Origin of the sequence: Pseudoalteromonas rhizosphaerae (genome assembly GCF_902498845.1) — a bacterium.
GTDB lineage: Bacteria > Pseudomonadota > Gammaproteobacteria > Enterobacterales > Alteromonadaceae > Pseudoalteromonas > Pseudoalteromonas rhizosphaerae.
Genome location: NZ_CABVLM010000003.1, coordinates 94,862 through 110,986 on the forward strand (window position 1 = coordinate 94,862; position 16,125 = coordinate 110,986).

Below are 16,125 nucleotides of genomic sequence, written 5' to 3' on the forward strand. Positions count from 1 at the left end.
GCAAGAAGTCTGGAACCGTAGATGCAAGAGCAATATAACCCGCAAGACATAGAGTCAAAAGTCCAAGCCTACTGGGAAGAAAACCAAGTATTTAAAGCCACTGAAGACGAGAGCAAAGAAAAGTATTATTGCCTTTCTATGTTCCCTTACCCAAGCGGCCGACTCCACATGGGTCATGTGCGTAACTACACGATTGGTGATGTTGTTTCTCGTTTCCAACGCTTGCAAGGCAAAAACGTAATGCAACCTATGGGTTGGGACGCGTTTGGTCTACCGGCTGAAAATGCGGCAATTAAAAACAAAACAGCCCCAGCAAAATGGACCTACGAAAACATTGATTACATGCGTACCCAACTTAAGCAATTAGGTTTTGGTTATGACTGGGATCGTGAAATTGCAACTTGCCACCCAGAATATTACAAATGGGAACAATGGTTCTTCACTAAGCTATATGAAAAAGGCTTAGTGTACAAAAAAATGTCAACGGTAAACTGGGATCCAGTGGATCAAACTGTACTGGCGAATGAGCAAGTAATTGATGGTCGCGGTTGGCGCTCTGGCGCTGTGGTTGAGCAAAAAGAAATTCCACAATGGTTTATTAAAATTACTGACTATGCGCAAGAGTTACTGGATGACTTAGACAAGCTAGAAGATTGGCCTGAGCAAGTTAAAACCATGCAACGTAACTGGATTGGCCGCTCTGAAGGGCTAGATATCGAATTTACTCGCACAGATAACAACGAAACATTCAGCGTTTATACCACTCGCCCTGATACCTTTATGGGTGTGACTTATGTTGCTGTTGCAGGCGGACACCCTATCGCACAAGAAGCAGCTAAAAATAGCGACGCTGTGGCACGCTTTGTTGATGAATGCAAAAACACCAAAGTAGCTGAAGCAGATATGGCGACGATGGAGAAAAAAGGCATCGCAACGGGCTTTTTTGCTACTCACCCACTTACTGGTGAGCAAGTACCAATTTGGGTTGCCAACTTTGTATTAATGCATTACGGCTCAGGCGCTGTAATGGCCGTACCCGCGCACGACCAACGGGACTTTGAATTTGCTACCGCTTACGGTTTAGACATCAAACAAGTTATTGCACCTGTCGCAGGTTCAGATCTTGAAGTAAACCTAAATGAAGCGGCATTTACTGAAAAAGGTGTGCTGGTAAATTCAGCTGAATTTGATGGCCTTGATTTTGATGGCGCATTTAAGGCTATTGCCGACAAACTTGAAGCACTGGGTGTTGGTGAGCGTAAAGTAAACTTCCGTTTACGTGATTGGGGTGTTAGCCGTCAGCGTTATTGGGGTTCACCAATCCCAATGTTAAGCGATGAAAACGGTAACGAACTTGCTGCGACTGAAGATATGCTGCCGGTGCGCTTACCAGAAGACGTGGTAATGAACGGTGTAACATCGCCAATCAAAGCAGATCCACAATGGGCTAAAACCACAGTTAATGGCGCACCTGCGTTTCATGAAACTGACACTTTTGATACGTTTATGGAATCATCTTGGTACTACGCACGTTACTGTAGTCCACGCCATGACAAAGGTATGCTAGATCCAGCTGCGGCAAACTACTGGTTACCAGTAAACCAATACATTGGTGGTATTGAGCACGCTATTTTACATTTATTGTATTCGCGCTTTTTCCATAAATTATTACGTGATTTTGGCTTAGTTAATTCAGATGAGCCATTTGACCGCTTATTATGCCAAGGCATGGTACTTGCCGAAACATTTTATCGTAAAGATGAAAAAGGTGGCGACATTTGGATTTCCCCTAGTGATGTAAATACTGAAACAGACGACAAAGGCCGCGTGACTAAAGCATGGCATAAAGTTGACGGCGAGCCAGTATTCTCATCAGGCATGAGCAAAATGTCTAAATCAAAAAATAACGGTATCGACCCGCAACAAGTTATCGCTCAATACGGCGCTGATACGGTACGTTTATTTATGATGTTTACCGCACCGCCAGAGCAAACGCTTGAATGGTCTGATTCAGGTGTTGAAGGGGCACATCGTTTCATTAAACGTGTATGGAAATATGCGGTTGATGTAAACACTGTTGGTTTCCAAGCATTAGACAAATCAGCATTAAACAACGAGCAAAAAGTGCTTCGTCGTGAGCTGCACAAAGCAATTGCAAAAGTGACTGATGATGTTGAACGTCGTCAAACATTCAACACTGCCATTGCGGCAATCATGGAAATCTCAAACAAATTGTTAAAAGCACCTTTAGCTGACAAACAAGATGTAGCGATTGCCAACGAAGCGCTTGAAGCGCTGTTAATTATGCTTGCACCAATTACGCCGCATTTGTCACATCAATTGTGGCAAGAACTGGGTAAAGAAGGCGATATTTTAGATGCGTCTTGGCCCGTGGTTGATGAGTCTGCCCTTGTTGAAGATGAAAAACTGATCATCGTGCAAGTTAACGGTAAACTACGCGCAAAATTAACGGTGCCAGCTGATGCTACTAAAGAGCAAGTAGAAGCACTAGCATTTGCTGAACCTAACGTATCTAAGTTCACTGATGGCGTAACAATCCGTAAGGTTATTTACGTACCTGGTAAACTACTTAACGTGGTTGCTAACTAATTATGGCTGCTATTCATGCCATTAAAAACGGACTAGCCTTAGCGCTAGTCTGTTTTTTGTTATCTAGCTGCGGCTTTCACCTTAAAAAAGCCTCAAGTCTGCCTGATGACTTGGCCACCTTAACTTTAAACGGTGATGATGAAAAATCAGCGTTATTTGCGATGCTTGGCAAAGAACTCACATTGAGCAAAGTTGAGTTACTCGACACGCCTAAGAAAAACGTCGCTCAGCTGTATTTATATAAAGATCGTCTTGAACGCCAAACCTTATCATTATTTAAAAATGGTCAGGTTGCCGAGTACGAGCTAGCTTATAGTGTTCGCTACTTACTCAAGCGCCCAGGCAAAGAAGCAATTGAACAACGTTTTGAGCTTTATCGTAATTATCAAGACGACCCAGATAACGCTTTAGCAAAAGCAAAAGAGTTAGAGTTGCTATTGAATGAAATTCGCATGCAAGCTAGTCGTCGTATTGTTAGAGAGCTGTCGCAACTATAATGCGCTGTTATGCGAATCAATTACCCAATGAATTAAAAAAAGGCTTACAGCCTTTTTATTTAGTATTTGGTGAAGAACCCTTTCAAGTAGCACAATGCGCTCAACAAATTCGTCAGATTGCGAAACAGCAAGGTTTTGATGAGGTTGTTAAATTTACCTTAATGCCCGGTTTTGATTGGCAAGAGCTAATAGCGCAATATCAAAGTATGTCGTTATTTAGTGCTCGCACTTTAATCGAGCTAGATCTTAATTTTCAAAAGCCAGGTATTGTTGGTAGCCAAACGTTTAAACAGCTCGTAGCACTAAACAACCCCGACACCGTACTTATTGTAAAAGGGGCCAAGGCCAGTCAAGATATTCAGCGCAGTGCTTGGTTTAAGTCGTTAGATAAACTGGGCGTATTTGTACCCTGCTACCCCCTGACCGGCAATCATTTAAGCCGTTGGCTTGATGAGCAGTGCCAGCGCTTAAAAATCAATATGCAAGCAGATGCCAAACGCACCCTAATTGATGCTACTGAAGGTAATTTGTTAGCGTGTTTTCAAGAGCTCGAAAAGCTGTCGTTATTGCATGGCACTGCGATGATCGATCAACAGCAGGTTTTACAAGGCTTACTTAATCAAGCCAAGTTTGATATTTTTGATTTAAGTGATGCACTGCTACAAGGTAATAGTCGCCAAGCAATTAAAGTATTAAATAAACTCGCTGGCGATAACACTGAAGCTGTGAGTATCTTATGGACCATCACTAAAGAAGCAAATACCTTACTAAGCCTACAATTAGGCTTACAACAAGGTGAACAACTGGCAACGCTATTTAAACAAAAAGCCATCTGGAAAAATCAGCAAGGGCCGATTCAACAAGCACTTAATCGTTTGTCGATACATACTTTAGAGCAAATCACCCAGTTGCTCGCACAATTTGATGCCAGCTATAAGCAAGGTAACTTAATCAAGCCTTATCAAGCTTTGGCACATATTTGTTTGGTGTTTTGTCAGCCATTGGTGATCCCACTGCCTGCGCACCCACTTAACTAATTATTAGGCGTTTATAATGATTGCACTGTTTGGTGGCACCTTCGACCCCGTTCACTTAGGCCATATAAATATGGCGAAGCACTGTGTAAAACACTTTAATTTAGCGACTTTATACTTTATGCCTTGTGCTATTCCAGCTCATAAGACTGCACCTGGGATAAGTACGCAGCATCGCATCGCAATGCTCAATGCTGCGATTGCACCTTACCCATATTTTCAACTCGATTTACGCGAACTCAATCGCAGTGGCCCGTCATATTCATTATTAAGCCTGCAAGAGATCCGCACACAATTTCCAGATCAACCATTATTATTTTTAATTGGCATGGATTCGTTTAATAACTTAGATAAATGGTTTGAGTGGCAAACAATTACTCAGCTTTGTCATATTGTGGTATTTCAACGCCCGGGCCTAAAATGCACTGCCCATGGCGAGTTACTCGCATACCAACAAGCCGCAGAATGTAGCAATAGCGCAGAGCTTACAACGCAAGCTGGTGGAAAATTATATTTTTTAGCTGGCGAAGAAATGGCTATTGCCTCAAGCGATATTCGCAAGGCGATTAAAAATGCTATAGATTACAATGAACTTCTTCCTACTGGCGTGAGTCAGTATATTCAATCACAGCAACTTTATCTAAGTGATGAATAAATACCAGTTGCGTGATAAAATAACAGCTATTCACTTTTAAATGAGATAACACCTTGGATACGAAACAACTACTCGCCTTTGCAATAGACAAAATTGACGATATGAAAGCACGTGATGTGGTTAATATTGATGTAAGCGCAAGCTCAGACATCACCGATTTTATGGTCGTGTGCTCTGGTACTTCGAAACGTCATGTATTGTCAATTGCTGATCATTTAGCAAAAGAAGCTCGTCACGCAGGTCAAGAGCCTCTAGGTTATGAAGGCCAAAGCGATGGTGAATGGGCACTGGTTGATTTAGGCGATGTAATCGTACACGTAATGCAAGATCAAGCACGTAGCTATTACGACCTCGAAAAACTATGGAGCTAATATCAAGCTAACCGCTCACTAATTTTAATCGAGTTTGGATGTAACACGTGAAAATACAGATGATTGCCGTTGGCACCAAAATGCCAGCGTGGGTAGAAACGGGTTTTGCACAATATCAGCGCCGCTTTCCAAAAGATATGGCGCTGGAGTTAATTGAAATTCCCGCAGGCAAACGTGGTAAAAATGCAGATATTAAACGTATTTTGCATATTGAAGGCGAAAAAACCTTAGCCGCTATCCCTAAAGGCAATCGTATTGTCACGCTTGAGGTAACAGGCAAAGCGCTTGATACTCACCAATTAGCAAAAGACATGGAGAAGTGGCAACTGGATGGCCGCGATGTAAGTTTGCTAATTGGCGGTCCTGAAGGCTTAGCACCAGAATGTATTGCTGCCTCAGAGCAAAAATGGTCATTATCAAATTTGACCCTACCACATCCATTGGTGCGTATTATTGTTGCTGAAAGTCTATATAGAGGCTGGAGCTTGAACAATAACCACCCGTATCACCGCGAGTAACATTTACTCATGCGCAAACACAGACCCACAATTAGAGACCACTCAGCAGAAGCTAACCTATTTGCTCGTCGCGCCTTTGTGGGGTTTGTATTTGTTACTATTTTAGTCGCGGTTTTACTTTCCAATTTATATACCATTCAAGTTGATGATCACCAAGATTATCAAACACGTTCTAACGACAATCGCATTAAAGTTATTCCTATTGCTCCTAACCGAGGCCTTATTTATGACCGCAATGGTGTGTTGCTCGCTGAAAATAAGCCTGTTTATAATTTAGAAGTTATTCCTGAAGAAGTTGACGATCTTGATGCATCACTGTCAGCACTGACACAATTTATTGATATTTCAGAGCAACAAAAAAACGATTTTCTTGATGATATAAAACATAACCGTCGCTTTAAGAGTCAAGTATTAAAAGCACGTTTAAACGAACAAGAAGTAGCCCGTTTTTCGGTCAATCAGCATAAATTCCCTGGGTTTAGTATCGAAGCACGTTTGGCACGCTACTACCCGTTTGCAGATACCCTAACCCATGCGTTAGGGTACGTTGCTAAACTCAATAAAAAAGAACTGGCTCAGCTCGAAGCACAAGAGCAAGGTACTAATTACCGTGCAACCCATGATATTGGTAAACTCGGTATTGAGAAATATTATGAACAACTGCTGCATGGCCAAGTAGGTTCACAGCGGGTTGAAGTCAATAATCGTGGTCGCGTCATTCGCACCTTAAGTATGACTCCTCCGCAGCCGGGTAATGATCTTGTTCTTACTCTTGATGTTGGCTTGCAGCAAATTGCCCAACATGCACTTAAAGATATGCGTGGCGCTGTGATCGTCATGGACGCCAAAGACGGAGGCGTGTTAGCGCTGTATTCTAATCCCAGTTATGATCCGAACTTATTTGTTCACGGCATTAGCAGTAAAAACTACAAAGCCTTATTAAATCCTGACCGACCTCTAATCAATCGAACCACACAAGGGCGTTATGCGCCAGCATCGACGGTAAAACCTCACATGGCTGTTCTGGCCCTTGAAGAAGGTCTCGTTACCGAGCAAACGTCAATGTGGGATCCTGGTTTCTTCCAAATTCCGAATGTTGATCATAAGTGGCGAGATTGGAAACGTTGGGGCCATGGCCATGTTGATGTTTACAAAGCCATTGAAGAGTCGTGTGATACCTATTTTTATGATGTCTCTTATCGATTAGGGATCACCAAAATCAGTGATTTTATGGCACAGTTTGGCTACGGTGATTTAACCGGTATTGATATTCATGAAGAAACCACGGCTATTTTGCCATCAAAAGAATGGAAAGAAGGCCGTTTTAAAGAATCATGGTGGCGCGGCGATACTATCTCTGTTGGCATTGGCCAAGGTTATTGGACCGCAACTCCCCTACAAATCGCAAACGCGATGAATATATTAGTAAATCGTGGCGTTAACCACCCTCCACACTTAGTACAAGTTGTGAAAAAAGACAATGACGTCACACAGATCAATAATGAAGAAAAGCCACCCGTTATTTTAAAAGATCCTCGCCATTGGCAGGTCGCATTAGATGCTATGCATAACACTGTTCAAAAAACCTCAGGTACTGCACACAGAGCATTTAAAGGAACAAATTACGATTCAGCAGGTAAAACAGGCACCGCACAAATAGTCAGTATTGCTCAAGGTGAGCGATACGATGCAAAATCCCTCAAAGAGCGTCAACGTGATAATACTATCTATGTAGGCTTTGCACCTTATGAGGATCCCAGAATCGTTGTTTCTGTTGTTCTAGAAAACAATCATGGCGGTGTGCAAATTGCTCGCCAACTAATGGATTACTACTTTGCCGCAAATCCCGTTAATCTTGCTAGGAATAACACACCATGACCAGTTTGCATGATGGCCGTTCAATCTGGATGCGTATGCATCTTGACTTGCCGCTACTGCTGGCATTGCTATTAATGATGGCAGGCAGTGTAACCGTTGTTTATAGCGCCAGTGGTCAAGACCCTGCAATGATGATCCGTCATATTACCAGGATGGGCGGCGCTGTTTTAGGTATGATTATTTTAGCGCAATTTTCACCCGCGACCTTAAAGCGTTTAGTTATTCCTTTATATTGTGTTGGGTTACTGATGCTGGTTGGGGTGCTGTTATTTGGCGTCAGCTCCAAAGGCGCTCAGCGCTGGTTAGATTTAGGCATTACCCGCTTTCAACCTGCTGAATTAATGAAAATAGCCGTGCCTATGATGGTGGCTTGGTATATTGGCCGTAATCATTTGCCGCCAAGAGCACTGCACTTAGTTGTTGGTTTTACCATTGTTATGGTTCCCACACTCCTGATCAAAGAACAGCCCGACTTAGGTACCTCCATCTTAATTGCCAGTTCAGGGATCTTTGTATTGTTTTTGTCTGGTTTAAGCTGGCGATTAATCGGCTTTTTTAGCGCTTTGGTTGCTTTAGCTGCGTGGCCTTTTTGGCATTACGGTATGCATGACTATCAAAAACAGCGGGTACTAACTTTGTTCAATCCAGAAAGCGATCCTCTTGGCTCTGGTTATCATATTATCCAATCAAAAATAGCTATCGGCTCTGGTGGTATTGAAGGTAAAGGTTGGCTGCAAGGCACGCAATCACAATTAGAGTTTTTACCTGAACGCCATACTGATTTTATCTTTTCAGTACTTAGTGAGGAATTTGGCCTTTTTGGTGTATGTGTTTTATTGTCCATGTATTTATTTATTATTGGTCGCGGTTTGTATATCGCAGTTAATGCTCAAGATGCATTTGGTAAATTACTGGCAGGGGCACTCACGCTGACTTTTTTTGTTTATGTATTTGTAAATATTGGCATGGTATCAGGGTTACTACCTGTGGTGGGTGTACCATTGCCATTGATAAGTTATGGCGGTACGTCGATGGTCACTTTAATGGCCGGGTTTGGCATTATTATGTCTATCGCAACTGATAAAAGGATGCTGTTAAAATAATGCGCTACTGTTTAAAATTATTCAGCTGTTTGTGGTTCGTGGTTTTTTTAAGTGCCTGTAGCTCTTCAGGTATAAATCACAGTGACCGATATAGTATGCGTCATGATTCTGCACCACTGAGAGTACCCACTGAATTAGAAATGCAAGATGCCATAGTCACAGAGGTTAGCAAAAGTGCCAGTGCTGGGCGCGCTTACACAGTTAACGGCAAAAACTATACTCCGATGCTAGATGAAACTGGTTATAGCGAAGAAGGTATCGCTTCATGGTATGGCCGTAAATTTCATGGTTATCACACCTCAAATGGCGAAGTCTACGATATGTTTGCGATGACTGCCGCTCATAAAACGTTACCCTTGCCTAGCTTTGTAAAAGTAACCAACACCAGTAATGGCAAATCTGTGATTGTCCGTGTAAATGATCGTGGCCCATTTCATGAGGATCGCTTAATCGATTTATCCTATGCAGCAGCGTATAAACTTGGTTACTATCATCATGGTACAGCCAAGGTTAAGCTTGAAGCTATTACAATGGCCGATTCGACTGCGCGTTTGAGTTATATTCAAGTCGCTGCAGGCAGTACCTTAAAAAATATTGAAGCATTAGCGTACACTTTACGCCAGCAATACCAATTGCCCACTAATATTGTGGAAAAAGATGCTATTTATAGGCTGCGTTTAGGGCCAATTAAAAATGCTGAGCAAGCTCAGCAAGTACTTGAAAAACTAAAACAGGATCAATTTCAAAACGCGTTCTTGCTTTATAGTGAATAACACCTTTAGAATGAGGTAAACGCGAATCTTTAACTTTAACCATTAATGAGTATGATGAAATCTATTAAATCCAAAATTATTAGCGGTGTATGTGGCGTAGTTTGCTCTGCTGCCGTTTTTTCTGCGACCGCCCAAATCATCCCTGCACCGCCTCAAGTTAATGCAAAAGGTTATTTTCTTGTTGATTTCACCACTGGTAAAGTTATTGCCGAGGGTGAAGCTGATACTCGCCTAGCACCTGCCAGTTTAACTAAAATGATGACCAGCTACGTCATTGGTACCGAAATCAAAGCAGGCAATATAGCGCCAACAGATATGGTTACGGTAAGCGAAAAAGCGTGGGCTAAAAACTTTCCTGAATCTTCGAAAATGTTCATCGAAGTGGGTAAGCAAATTAGTGTTAACGATTTAAACCACGGTATTATTATCCAGTCAGGTAATGATGCTTGCGTAGCAATGGCAGAACATATTGCCGGTAGCGAAAGCGCATTTGCAGACTTAATGAATGCCCATGCTGAGAAATTAGGTATGAGTAACAGCCACTTCATTAATAGCCATGGCTTAGATACCAACGAACACTTCACAACCCCTCGAGATATGGCCACCTTAGGTGCAGCACTTATTCGTGATGTACCTGACGAGTATGCGGTTTACTCACAAAAATCATTTACTTTTAACGGCATTAAGCAATACAACCGTAACTCACTGTTATGGGATGAAAGCTTAAACGTTGATGGTATAAAAACCGGTCATACATCGGAAGCAGGTTACAGCTTAGTAAGTTCAGCGACTAAAGATGATATGCGTTTAATCGCCGTGGTTATGGGTACTTCGAGTGAACGTGCACGTAAAGTAGAAAGTAAAAAATTACTTAACTATGGTTTTCGTTTTTTTGAAACAATCACACCTTACAAAGCCGGCGACAGTTTTGCCGAGCAACGTATTTGGATGGGTAACAAAGAAAATGTATCGTTAGGCATTTTAGTTGATACGCCGATCACTATTCCACGCGGCCAACGTAAAAATTTAAAAGCCGACTTTAAACTTGATAAAGTTTTAGAGGCACCATTAGCGAAAGGCTCTACCGTAGGTACTTTATCTTTACAACTTGAAGGCGAAGTAATTGCTCAGTATCCTCTGGTAACGCTTGAAGAAGTTGAAGAAGGTAGCTTCTTTAGTAAAATTTATGATTACCTACGTTTACAAATAATGTAAAACGCTACCAAATAATATAAGCGCCTTGCAAAGCAAGGCGTTTTTTTTTGCTTTAAAGATGGTAGAATGCGCCCCATATCTAACCCGCAAATAACCAGAATACCAATTGTCTTATGTAAGCGATTAATTCAATTGTTATAAAGGTCGAGAACAGGTTATCTAATCGGTTTATTGTTTGGTAATAAATACTAAACACACATATAAGTATGAGGAGTCAACGTCGTGGCTACACCGGTAAAAAATACTAAATTTGATGAATATTTAGAATACCCTTGCCCTTTTACATTTAGAGTAATGGGGTTGGCAAACGTCAACTTAACTGACCAAATTCTAACTAAGTTACAACCTATTGCCCCTGGCGACTACGCTCCAAAAGTTAAACCTAGCAGCAAAGGTAATTATGAGTCAGTTAGCTTAGTCGTTACCGTGACCAGCGGCACTCATATTGAAGAAATTTATAACGTGATCAGTGCGATTGATGACGTACGACACATGCTTTAAACGCTAAGCGGAGTAAGCTGTGAGCGAAAATACCTTAATCGTCCGTCAACTTGGTAAACAGCGTTACATGCCAATTTGGCAACAAATGCAAAACTATACTGATGTTCGAACTGAGCATGATGCGGATGAAATATGGCTCGTTGAACATGAGCCAGTATTTACGCAAGGCCAAGCAGGTAAAGATGAACACCTACTTGCACCTGGAGATATAGAAGTGATCAAGGTTGACCGAGGTGGTCAAGTAACCTATCACGGACCGGGCCAGCAAATGATGTACGTATTATTTAACTTACGTCGCTTGAAAATTGGCGTACGAGAATTGGTCACATGGCTTGAAGAGTGTATTATCGATACACTCAATGATTACGGTATTAAAGCCTACGCAAAAGCAGATGCCCCGGGGGTTTATGTTAACGATAGCAAAATAGCATCATTAGGACTTCGTGTTCGCCGTGGCTGCTCTTTTCATGGTCTAGCATTGAATGTAAACATGGACATGAGCCCGTTTTTACGTATCAACCCATGTGGTTACGCCGGTATGAACATGGTGCAAACAACCGACTTGAACGGCCCAGAAAACCTTGCGCAAGCAGGTGCTGGGCTCGTAAAACATATGATTAAAAAACTTAATGCGACACAGGTTAAGTATACTGAAGGGTTTGAAAACGAATGAATAAACCAGTCAAGATGGAACCAGGGGTAAAACTACGCGACGCTGAAAAAATGGCGTTGATCCCAGTAAAAGTATTACCCACTGAAAAAAACGAAATGTTACGCAAGCCAGAGTGGCTAAAAATTCGCTTACCTAAATCAACTGAGCGGATCGACGGCATTAAACAAGCCATGCGTAAGCACGGACTGCATTCAGTGTGTGAAGAAGCCTCTTGCCCTAACTTATCAGAATGCTTTAATCACGGTACAGCAACTTTTATGATTTTAGGCGCAATTTGTACTCGTCGTTGCCCATTTTGTGATGTTGCCCATGGCCGTCCGTTAACACCAGACGCCGCAGAGCCAGAGAAGTTGGCTCTTACTATTCGCGATATGAAGTTAAGCTATGTGGTGATCACCTCTGTGGATCGTGATGATTTACGTGATGGCGGCGCACAACATTTTGCTGATTGTATTCGTGAAATTCGTAAGTATAACCCAAAAATCACCATCGAAATTTTAGTGCCTGATTTTCGTGGTCGCATGGACCGAGCGCTTGAAATCTTAATAGAAACGCCACCAGATGTATTTAACCACAACCTAGAAACAGCACCACGTTTGTACAAATTGGCGCGTCCAGGTGCTGATTACAAGTGGTCACTTGAATTATTACGCCGCTTTAAAGAAGCACACCCTGAGGTTAAAACTAAATCGGGGTTAATGGTTGGTTTAGGTGAAGAAATTAGCGAAATTGAAGAAGTACTGCGTGATTTACGTGAGCATAACGTTGATATGCTAACCGTAGGCCAATACCTACAACCCTCTAAGCATCACTTACCAGTAAAACGCTACGTGCCGCCTGCTGAGTTTGATGCACTAAAAGAGTATGCTGATGAAATTGGCTTTACACACGCGGCTTCAGGCCCATTTGTTCGTTCAAGCTACCATGCTGATCAGCAAGCTGCGGGTAAAGAAGTAAAATAGTTACTTTTTAACCTATATTATAAAAGCCGTTAGCAATGAATTATTCACAGCTAACGGCTTTTTTGTTTATGCACTATAGATCATCTCTGACGCCCTGTTAATCCAATAGACCCTACACCCTTAACTTAGGCCTATCGCAAGTCAACTTCAGCCGCGTCGTTGCAAGGTTCAACAGGGGTTCCTGTTAAGGCAGCAAAATCTAAACTAAGGGTTGATTTAATTTACTTTATTTCAAATGCTTAATATTTTAACTACCCCCCTATAATTTAAATTTTTATAAACACACCCTATTTCGCCCTAAATCTTTAGCTTTATAAAGCAAATCATCAGCGCAATTTATGCATTCATCTAGTGAATTAAATTTTTCAATACTAGCAATACCACCAGATATAGTAGGTGATATTTTAATTCCCTTAACTACCAACTCTAACGAGGAAACCGACAATCTAACTCTTTCTGCAATATCATTTGCCTTGCTTAAATCAACGTTTGGGAATAAAACAATAAATTCTTCGCCGCCCCAACGCGCAACAACATCACATCCTCTCACGCTACTTTTAATGGTGTTGGCAACCTCTACAAGCACATTGTCACCTATAGAGTGACCATAAGTGTCGTTAATATTCTTGAACTTATCGATATCAAATAAGCATATGCAAAATGCATTTTTATCACGTTGATACTTTTCAAACTCTTGATTCGAGCGCTCAGTAAAACCTCGTCTATTCATTAATTGCGTTAGCGAATCTTTTACCGTTAATATTCTAAGCTGCTCATTTGCATGTTTTAGATCTTTTGTTTTGCTATCAACAAGACTATTCAAAGCGATTGCTTGTTGGTGCAAGTTGTATGTACGCCAGCGATAAATAAGGTATGTAAAAACAAAAAATAGTATGACACTCAAAAATATAAATTCAGTCGTTTTCCACCATGGCGTTTTTACTACAATACTCAATACGTTTGCTTTAGTGGCCCATACACCATGACGATTTGTATTTTTAATTTCAAGTTCGTAGTGACCGGGTAACAAGTTTGTAAACAAAACGCTGCGGCTAATACTATCAACATACTGCCAGCGATTATCAAAACCCTTTAGTTTATAGGCATATTGAATACTCTTTGGACTTCCATATTCAAGAGATGTAAATTCAATAGTAACCATCAAATTATTAGGTTCAAGCACTAACTCGTAATCATTTGGTAATTCTTTCAGAGGAGCTTTTTTAGCATCATAAATATCATCTTCACTCTCTAAGCTTAATGTTTTTATTTTTGTAAGCTCAAGGGCTGGAAAATCAGTTGATGTGTTTATAGTCATAGGATCGAAATAATTAAAGCTATTAACGCCTGCAAAAAATAATAAGCCAGCTTCATTTTCAGCTGGTCTAGCAATATAATAGCCGCCTATACTAACACCATCGTTTTGCGAGTAATGATCTATGAGCGTAAAAGACTCGTTAATCCGAGACAAACCACGCGAGCTTGCAGCCCAATAACCATTATCACTCCCTTTTATTACACCACCTATAGAACTCTTTGAAATAGCTGAATCAGCAAATAATTGCTCAAATATTGGCGCTTTCATCGATTCATCATATCGCATGTGCCACAGACCTTTACCTTGAGTGCCTAAAAAGTAATTTCCAGGAGAGATTTCAGAAATCCATGTAATTACATTATGGGGTAAACTGCTTGGATCGTCCGGATCGTGGGAGAAGTGTTCAAAATGCTTGGTCACGCTATTAACCAAATATAAACCACCAATAGTTGCAACCCATGTTTGCTCTTTATTTAAACTTAAAATTTCTGTAACTAGTGGTGTATCAATATTTAAAATAACATCATTATTTTTTGGATCGTAATAAAATAAACCATTATCATAACTACCGATCCACAGCATGCCCAGCTCATCTTCAGTTAATGTATAAATGGGCACACTTTTAAAAGGTAGAGTTTCTAGCAGCTGAGTCTCTTCATTAAGCTTACTCAAACCAAGCTTTGAAGCCACCCATAAAGTACCATCTAATTTAGAGTAATAAACTGCAGTAAGCTTATTTTGCGCTAAATTGTTACCACCATTATTTGCGTATTGAAATGGCCCCTCTATTGATAAATCACTATTTACTTTCCAAACTCCAGATGTACCCGATGCCCATATTTCGCCATTATTCCCCGAAGTAACAAAATAAATTGAATCTCTATTTTTAAACTCTAATGATTTAATCAATGTTTTACCTGGGTCAATAACACCAACGCCACTATCGATTGTGCCAAAAAATATAACGCCATTTTTAGATTCAAGTAAACTTCTAATATTGTGATGATTGATACCTTCATCCACTTCGATATTCTCATTACTCTTAAATACCGTTGAATCTAAAAGATCATTAGGATCAGTGAATATAGATGCACCATCAGCAGTAGCAATCCAAATAGAGCCATCTGACATCTGGTGAATATCATTAACAATAGAATCAACTAAACCGTTGTGGGTACTAATATTTTCAATTAATATTGGCTGCTGATCGTTTATATTATATTTAAATAAACCGTAACCATTGGTCCCCACCCATAGCTTTTGCTCACTATCAATGAACAGGGTACTGACATTTTTATTTGCTAACAATACAGTAGGAGGCTTATTAAAATTTTGTTTATCGAACTTTAACAAGCCCGATTTAGTCGTTGCCCATACATTGCCTTTTTTATCAAAACCTAGATCATATACATTGTAAGGTGTTTGCTCATTAGTAATTTTTTTAAACTCACTACTTCCTACCGGACGATAAAAAAGCCCCTTACTAGAGCCAACCCATAAATTATTTTCAGCATCAAATTTAATTTTTCTAACAATATACTGCTCGTTCCCACTTTTTGAGCTATCTAAATAAATGTGTCTGAATTGACCTGATTGCTGCTCTAATACATCAAGCCCGTTTATGTTACCAACGTATAAATCACCTTTATTGGGATCAATTTCTAAATCAAACACATATGAACCAGAAAGTCCATTGCCATCCTCTGTTTTTTGCCCAAAAGAAACAAACTCATAACCATCAAATCGGTTAATACCTAATTGCGTTGCAAACCAAATATACCCATTGCTGTCTTCCTCAATATCATAAATCGAGGCTTGTGATAATCCATGTTGCGTTGAATAAAATCGACTTTGCGGAAACTGATGCGACGCTTTTGATAATACATCCTGAGAAGAAAACCAAATAACAAAGCAACAAAACACTTCCCATGTTTTTTTCATTAGTAAAAAATGTTCCTTTAAGGCTCACACAGTTTTGATAATCAGTAATAAAATGATTATATAGATAATGGTTTTA

Annotated in this window: 14 protein-coding genes; 13 read left to right on the forward strand and 1 reads right to left on the reverse strand. The window is 40.6% G+C overall.

Annotated features, from left to right (window positions below; all coding sequences use genetic code 11):
• The first annotated feature begins 21 nt into the window (after positions 1–21).
• The 13 genes from leuS to lipA all read left to right on the forward strand — a co-directional run bounded on the left by leuS (position 22) and on the right by lipA (position 12,790).
• The gene (gene leuS, locus PSR9079_RS05735) at positions 22–2,610 is read left to right on the forward strand and encodes a leucine--tRNA ligase (protein ID WP_149980731.1); all 2,589 of its coding nucleotides are present in this window, start codon (positions 22–24) and stop codon (positions 2,608–2,610) included.
• A 2-nt stretch (positions 2,611–2,612) separates the two neighbouring features.
• Positions 2,613–3,107 carry an LPS-assembly lipoprotein LptE gene (locus tag PSR9079_RS05740; RefSeq protein ID WP_145240554.1) on the forward strand — a complete coding sequence of 165 codons (495 nt, stop codon included), beginning with the start codon at positions 2,613–2,615 and terminating at the stop codon, positions 3,105–3,107.
• On the forward strand, positions 3,107–4,144 hold the full coding sequence (gene holA / locus PSR9079_RS05745; RefSeq protein ID WP_145240552.1) for a DNA polymerase III subunit delta: 1,038 nt from the start codon (positions 3,107–3,109) through the stop codon (positions 4,142–4,144). The genes PSR9079_RS05740 and holA overlap by 1 nt, the downstream gene beginning before the upstream one ends.
• A gap of 16 nt (positions 4,145–4,160) precedes the next feature.
• Positions 4,161–4,796: a nicotinate-nucleotide adenylyltransferase gene (gene nadD, locus PSR9079_RS05750; protein ID WP_149980732.1), complete on the forward strand. Its 636-nt coding sequence runs from the start codon at positions 4,161–4,163 to the stop codon at positions 4,794–4,796.
• 53 nt (positions 4,797–4,849) lie between these two features.
• Positions 4,850–5,167: a ribosome silencing factor gene (gene rsfS, locus PSR9079_RS05755; RefSeq protein WP_145240548.1), complete on the forward strand. Its 318-nt coding sequence runs from the start codon at positions 4,850–4,852 to the stop codon at positions 5,165–5,167.
• Between the two features lie 47 nt (positions 5,168–5,214).
• Positions 5,215–5,685, forward strand: a complete 471-nt coding sequence (gene rlmH, locus PSR9079_RS05760) for a 23S rRNA (pseudouridine(1915)-N(3))-methyltransferase RlmH (RefSeq protein WP_145240546.1) — start codon at positions 5,215–5,217, stop codon at positions 5,683–5,685.
• A 9-nt stretch (positions 5,686–5,694) separates the two neighbouring features.
• Entirely contained in the window at positions 5,695–7,563 is a 1,869-nt protein-coding gene (gene mrdA, locus PSR9079_RS05765; RefSeq protein WP_149980733.1) for a penicillin-binding protein 2, read from the forward strand.
• Positions 7,560–8,666, forward strand: coding sequence for a rod shape-determining protein RodA (gene rodA / locus PSR9079_RS05770; RefSeq protein WP_149980734.1), 1,107 nt, complete (start codon positions 7,560–7,562; stop codon positions 8,664–8,666). Before mrdA ends, rodA begins: the two co-directional genes overlap by 4 nt.
• Positions 8,666–9,439 carry a septal ring lytic transglycosylase RlpA family protein gene (locus PSR9079_RS05775; RefSeq protein WP_149980735.1) on the forward strand — a complete coding sequence of 258 codons (774 nt, stop codon included), beginning with the start codon at positions 8,666–8,668 and terminating at the stop codon, positions 9,437–9,439. The genes rodA and PSR9079_RS05775 overlap by 1 nt, the downstream gene beginning before the upstream one ends.
• A gap of 54 nt (positions 9,440–9,493) precedes the next feature.
• Entirely contained in the window at positions 9,494–10,654 is a 1,161-nt protein-coding gene (locus PSR9079_RS05780; RefSeq protein ID WP_149980736.1) for a serine hydrolase, read from the forward strand.
• A 222-nt stretch (positions 10,655–10,876) separates the two neighbouring features.
• Complete coding sequence (ybeD, locus tag PSR9079_RS05785; RefSeq protein WP_145240537.1) at positions 10,877–11,155, forward strand: DUF493 family protein YbeD; 279 nt, start codon at positions 10,877–10,879, stop codon at positions 11,153–11,155.
• Between the two features lie 19 nt (positions 11,156–11,174).
• Positions 11,175–11,828 carry a lipoyl(octanoyl) transferase LipB gene (gene lipB, locus PSR9079_RS05790; protein WP_145240535.1) on the forward strand — a complete coding sequence of 218 codons (654 nt, stop codon included), beginning with the start codon at positions 11,175–11,177 and terminating at the stop codon, positions 11,826–11,828.
• Positions 11,825–12,790: a lipoyl synthase gene (gene lipA / locus PSR9079_RS05795; RefSeq protein WP_149980737.1), complete on the forward strand. Its 966-nt coding sequence runs from the start codon at positions 11,825–11,827 to the stop codon at positions 12,788–12,790. The genes lipB and lipA overlap by 4 nt, the downstream gene beginning before the upstream one ends.
• 274 nt (positions 12,791–13,064) lie before the next feature.
• Here lipA and PSR9079_RS05800 read toward each other — a convergent pair whose 3' ends face one another.
• On the reverse strand, positions 13,065–16,049 hold the full coding sequence (locus PSR9079_RS05800) for a ligand-binding sensor domain-containing diguanylate cyclase (RefSeq protein ID WP_149980738.1): 2,985 nt from the start codon (positions 16,047–16,049) through the stop codon (positions 13,065–13,067).
• Between the last annotated feature and the right edge of the window lie 76 nt (positions 16,050–16,125).

Coding starts and splice junctions, on each gene's coding strand:
- PSR9079_RS05780 (WP_149980736.1), top strand. CDS start 9,494: ATGAAATCTATTAAATCCAAAATTATTAGCGGTGTATGTGGCGTAGTT.
- lipA (WP_149980737.1), top strand. CDS start 11,825: ATGAATAAACCAGTCAAGATGGAACCAGGGGTAAAACTACGCGACGCT.
- PSR9079_RS05800 (WP_149980738.1), bottom strand. CDS start 16,049: ATGAAAAAAACATGGGAAGTGTTTTGTTGCTTTGTTATTTGGTTTTCT.
- mrdA (WP_149980733.1), top strand. CDS start 5,695: ATGCGCAAACACAGACCCACAATTAGAGACCACTCAGCAGAAGCTAAC.
- holA (WP_145240552.1), top strand. CDS start 3,107: ATGCGCTGTTATGCGAATCAATTACCCAATGAATTAAAAAAAGGCTTA.
- leuS (WP_149980731.1), top strand. CDS start 22: ATGCAAGAGCAATATAACCCGCAAGACATAGAGTCAAAAGTCCAAGCC.
- PSR9079_RS05775 (WP_149980735.1), top strand. CDS start 8,666: ATGCGCTACTGTTTAAAATTATTCAGCTGTTTGTGGTTCGTGGTTTTT.
- rodA (WP_149980734.1), top strand. CDS start 7,560: ATGACCAGTTTGCATGATGGCCGTTCAATCTGGATGCGTATGCATCTT.
- PSR9079_RS05740 (WP_145240554.1), top strand. CDS start 2,613: ATGGCTGCTATTCATGCCATTAAAAACGGACTAGCCTTAGCGCTAGTC.
- nadD (WP_149980732.1), top strand. CDS start 4,161: ATGATTGCACTGTTTGGTGGCACCTTCGACCCCGTTCACTTAGGCCAT.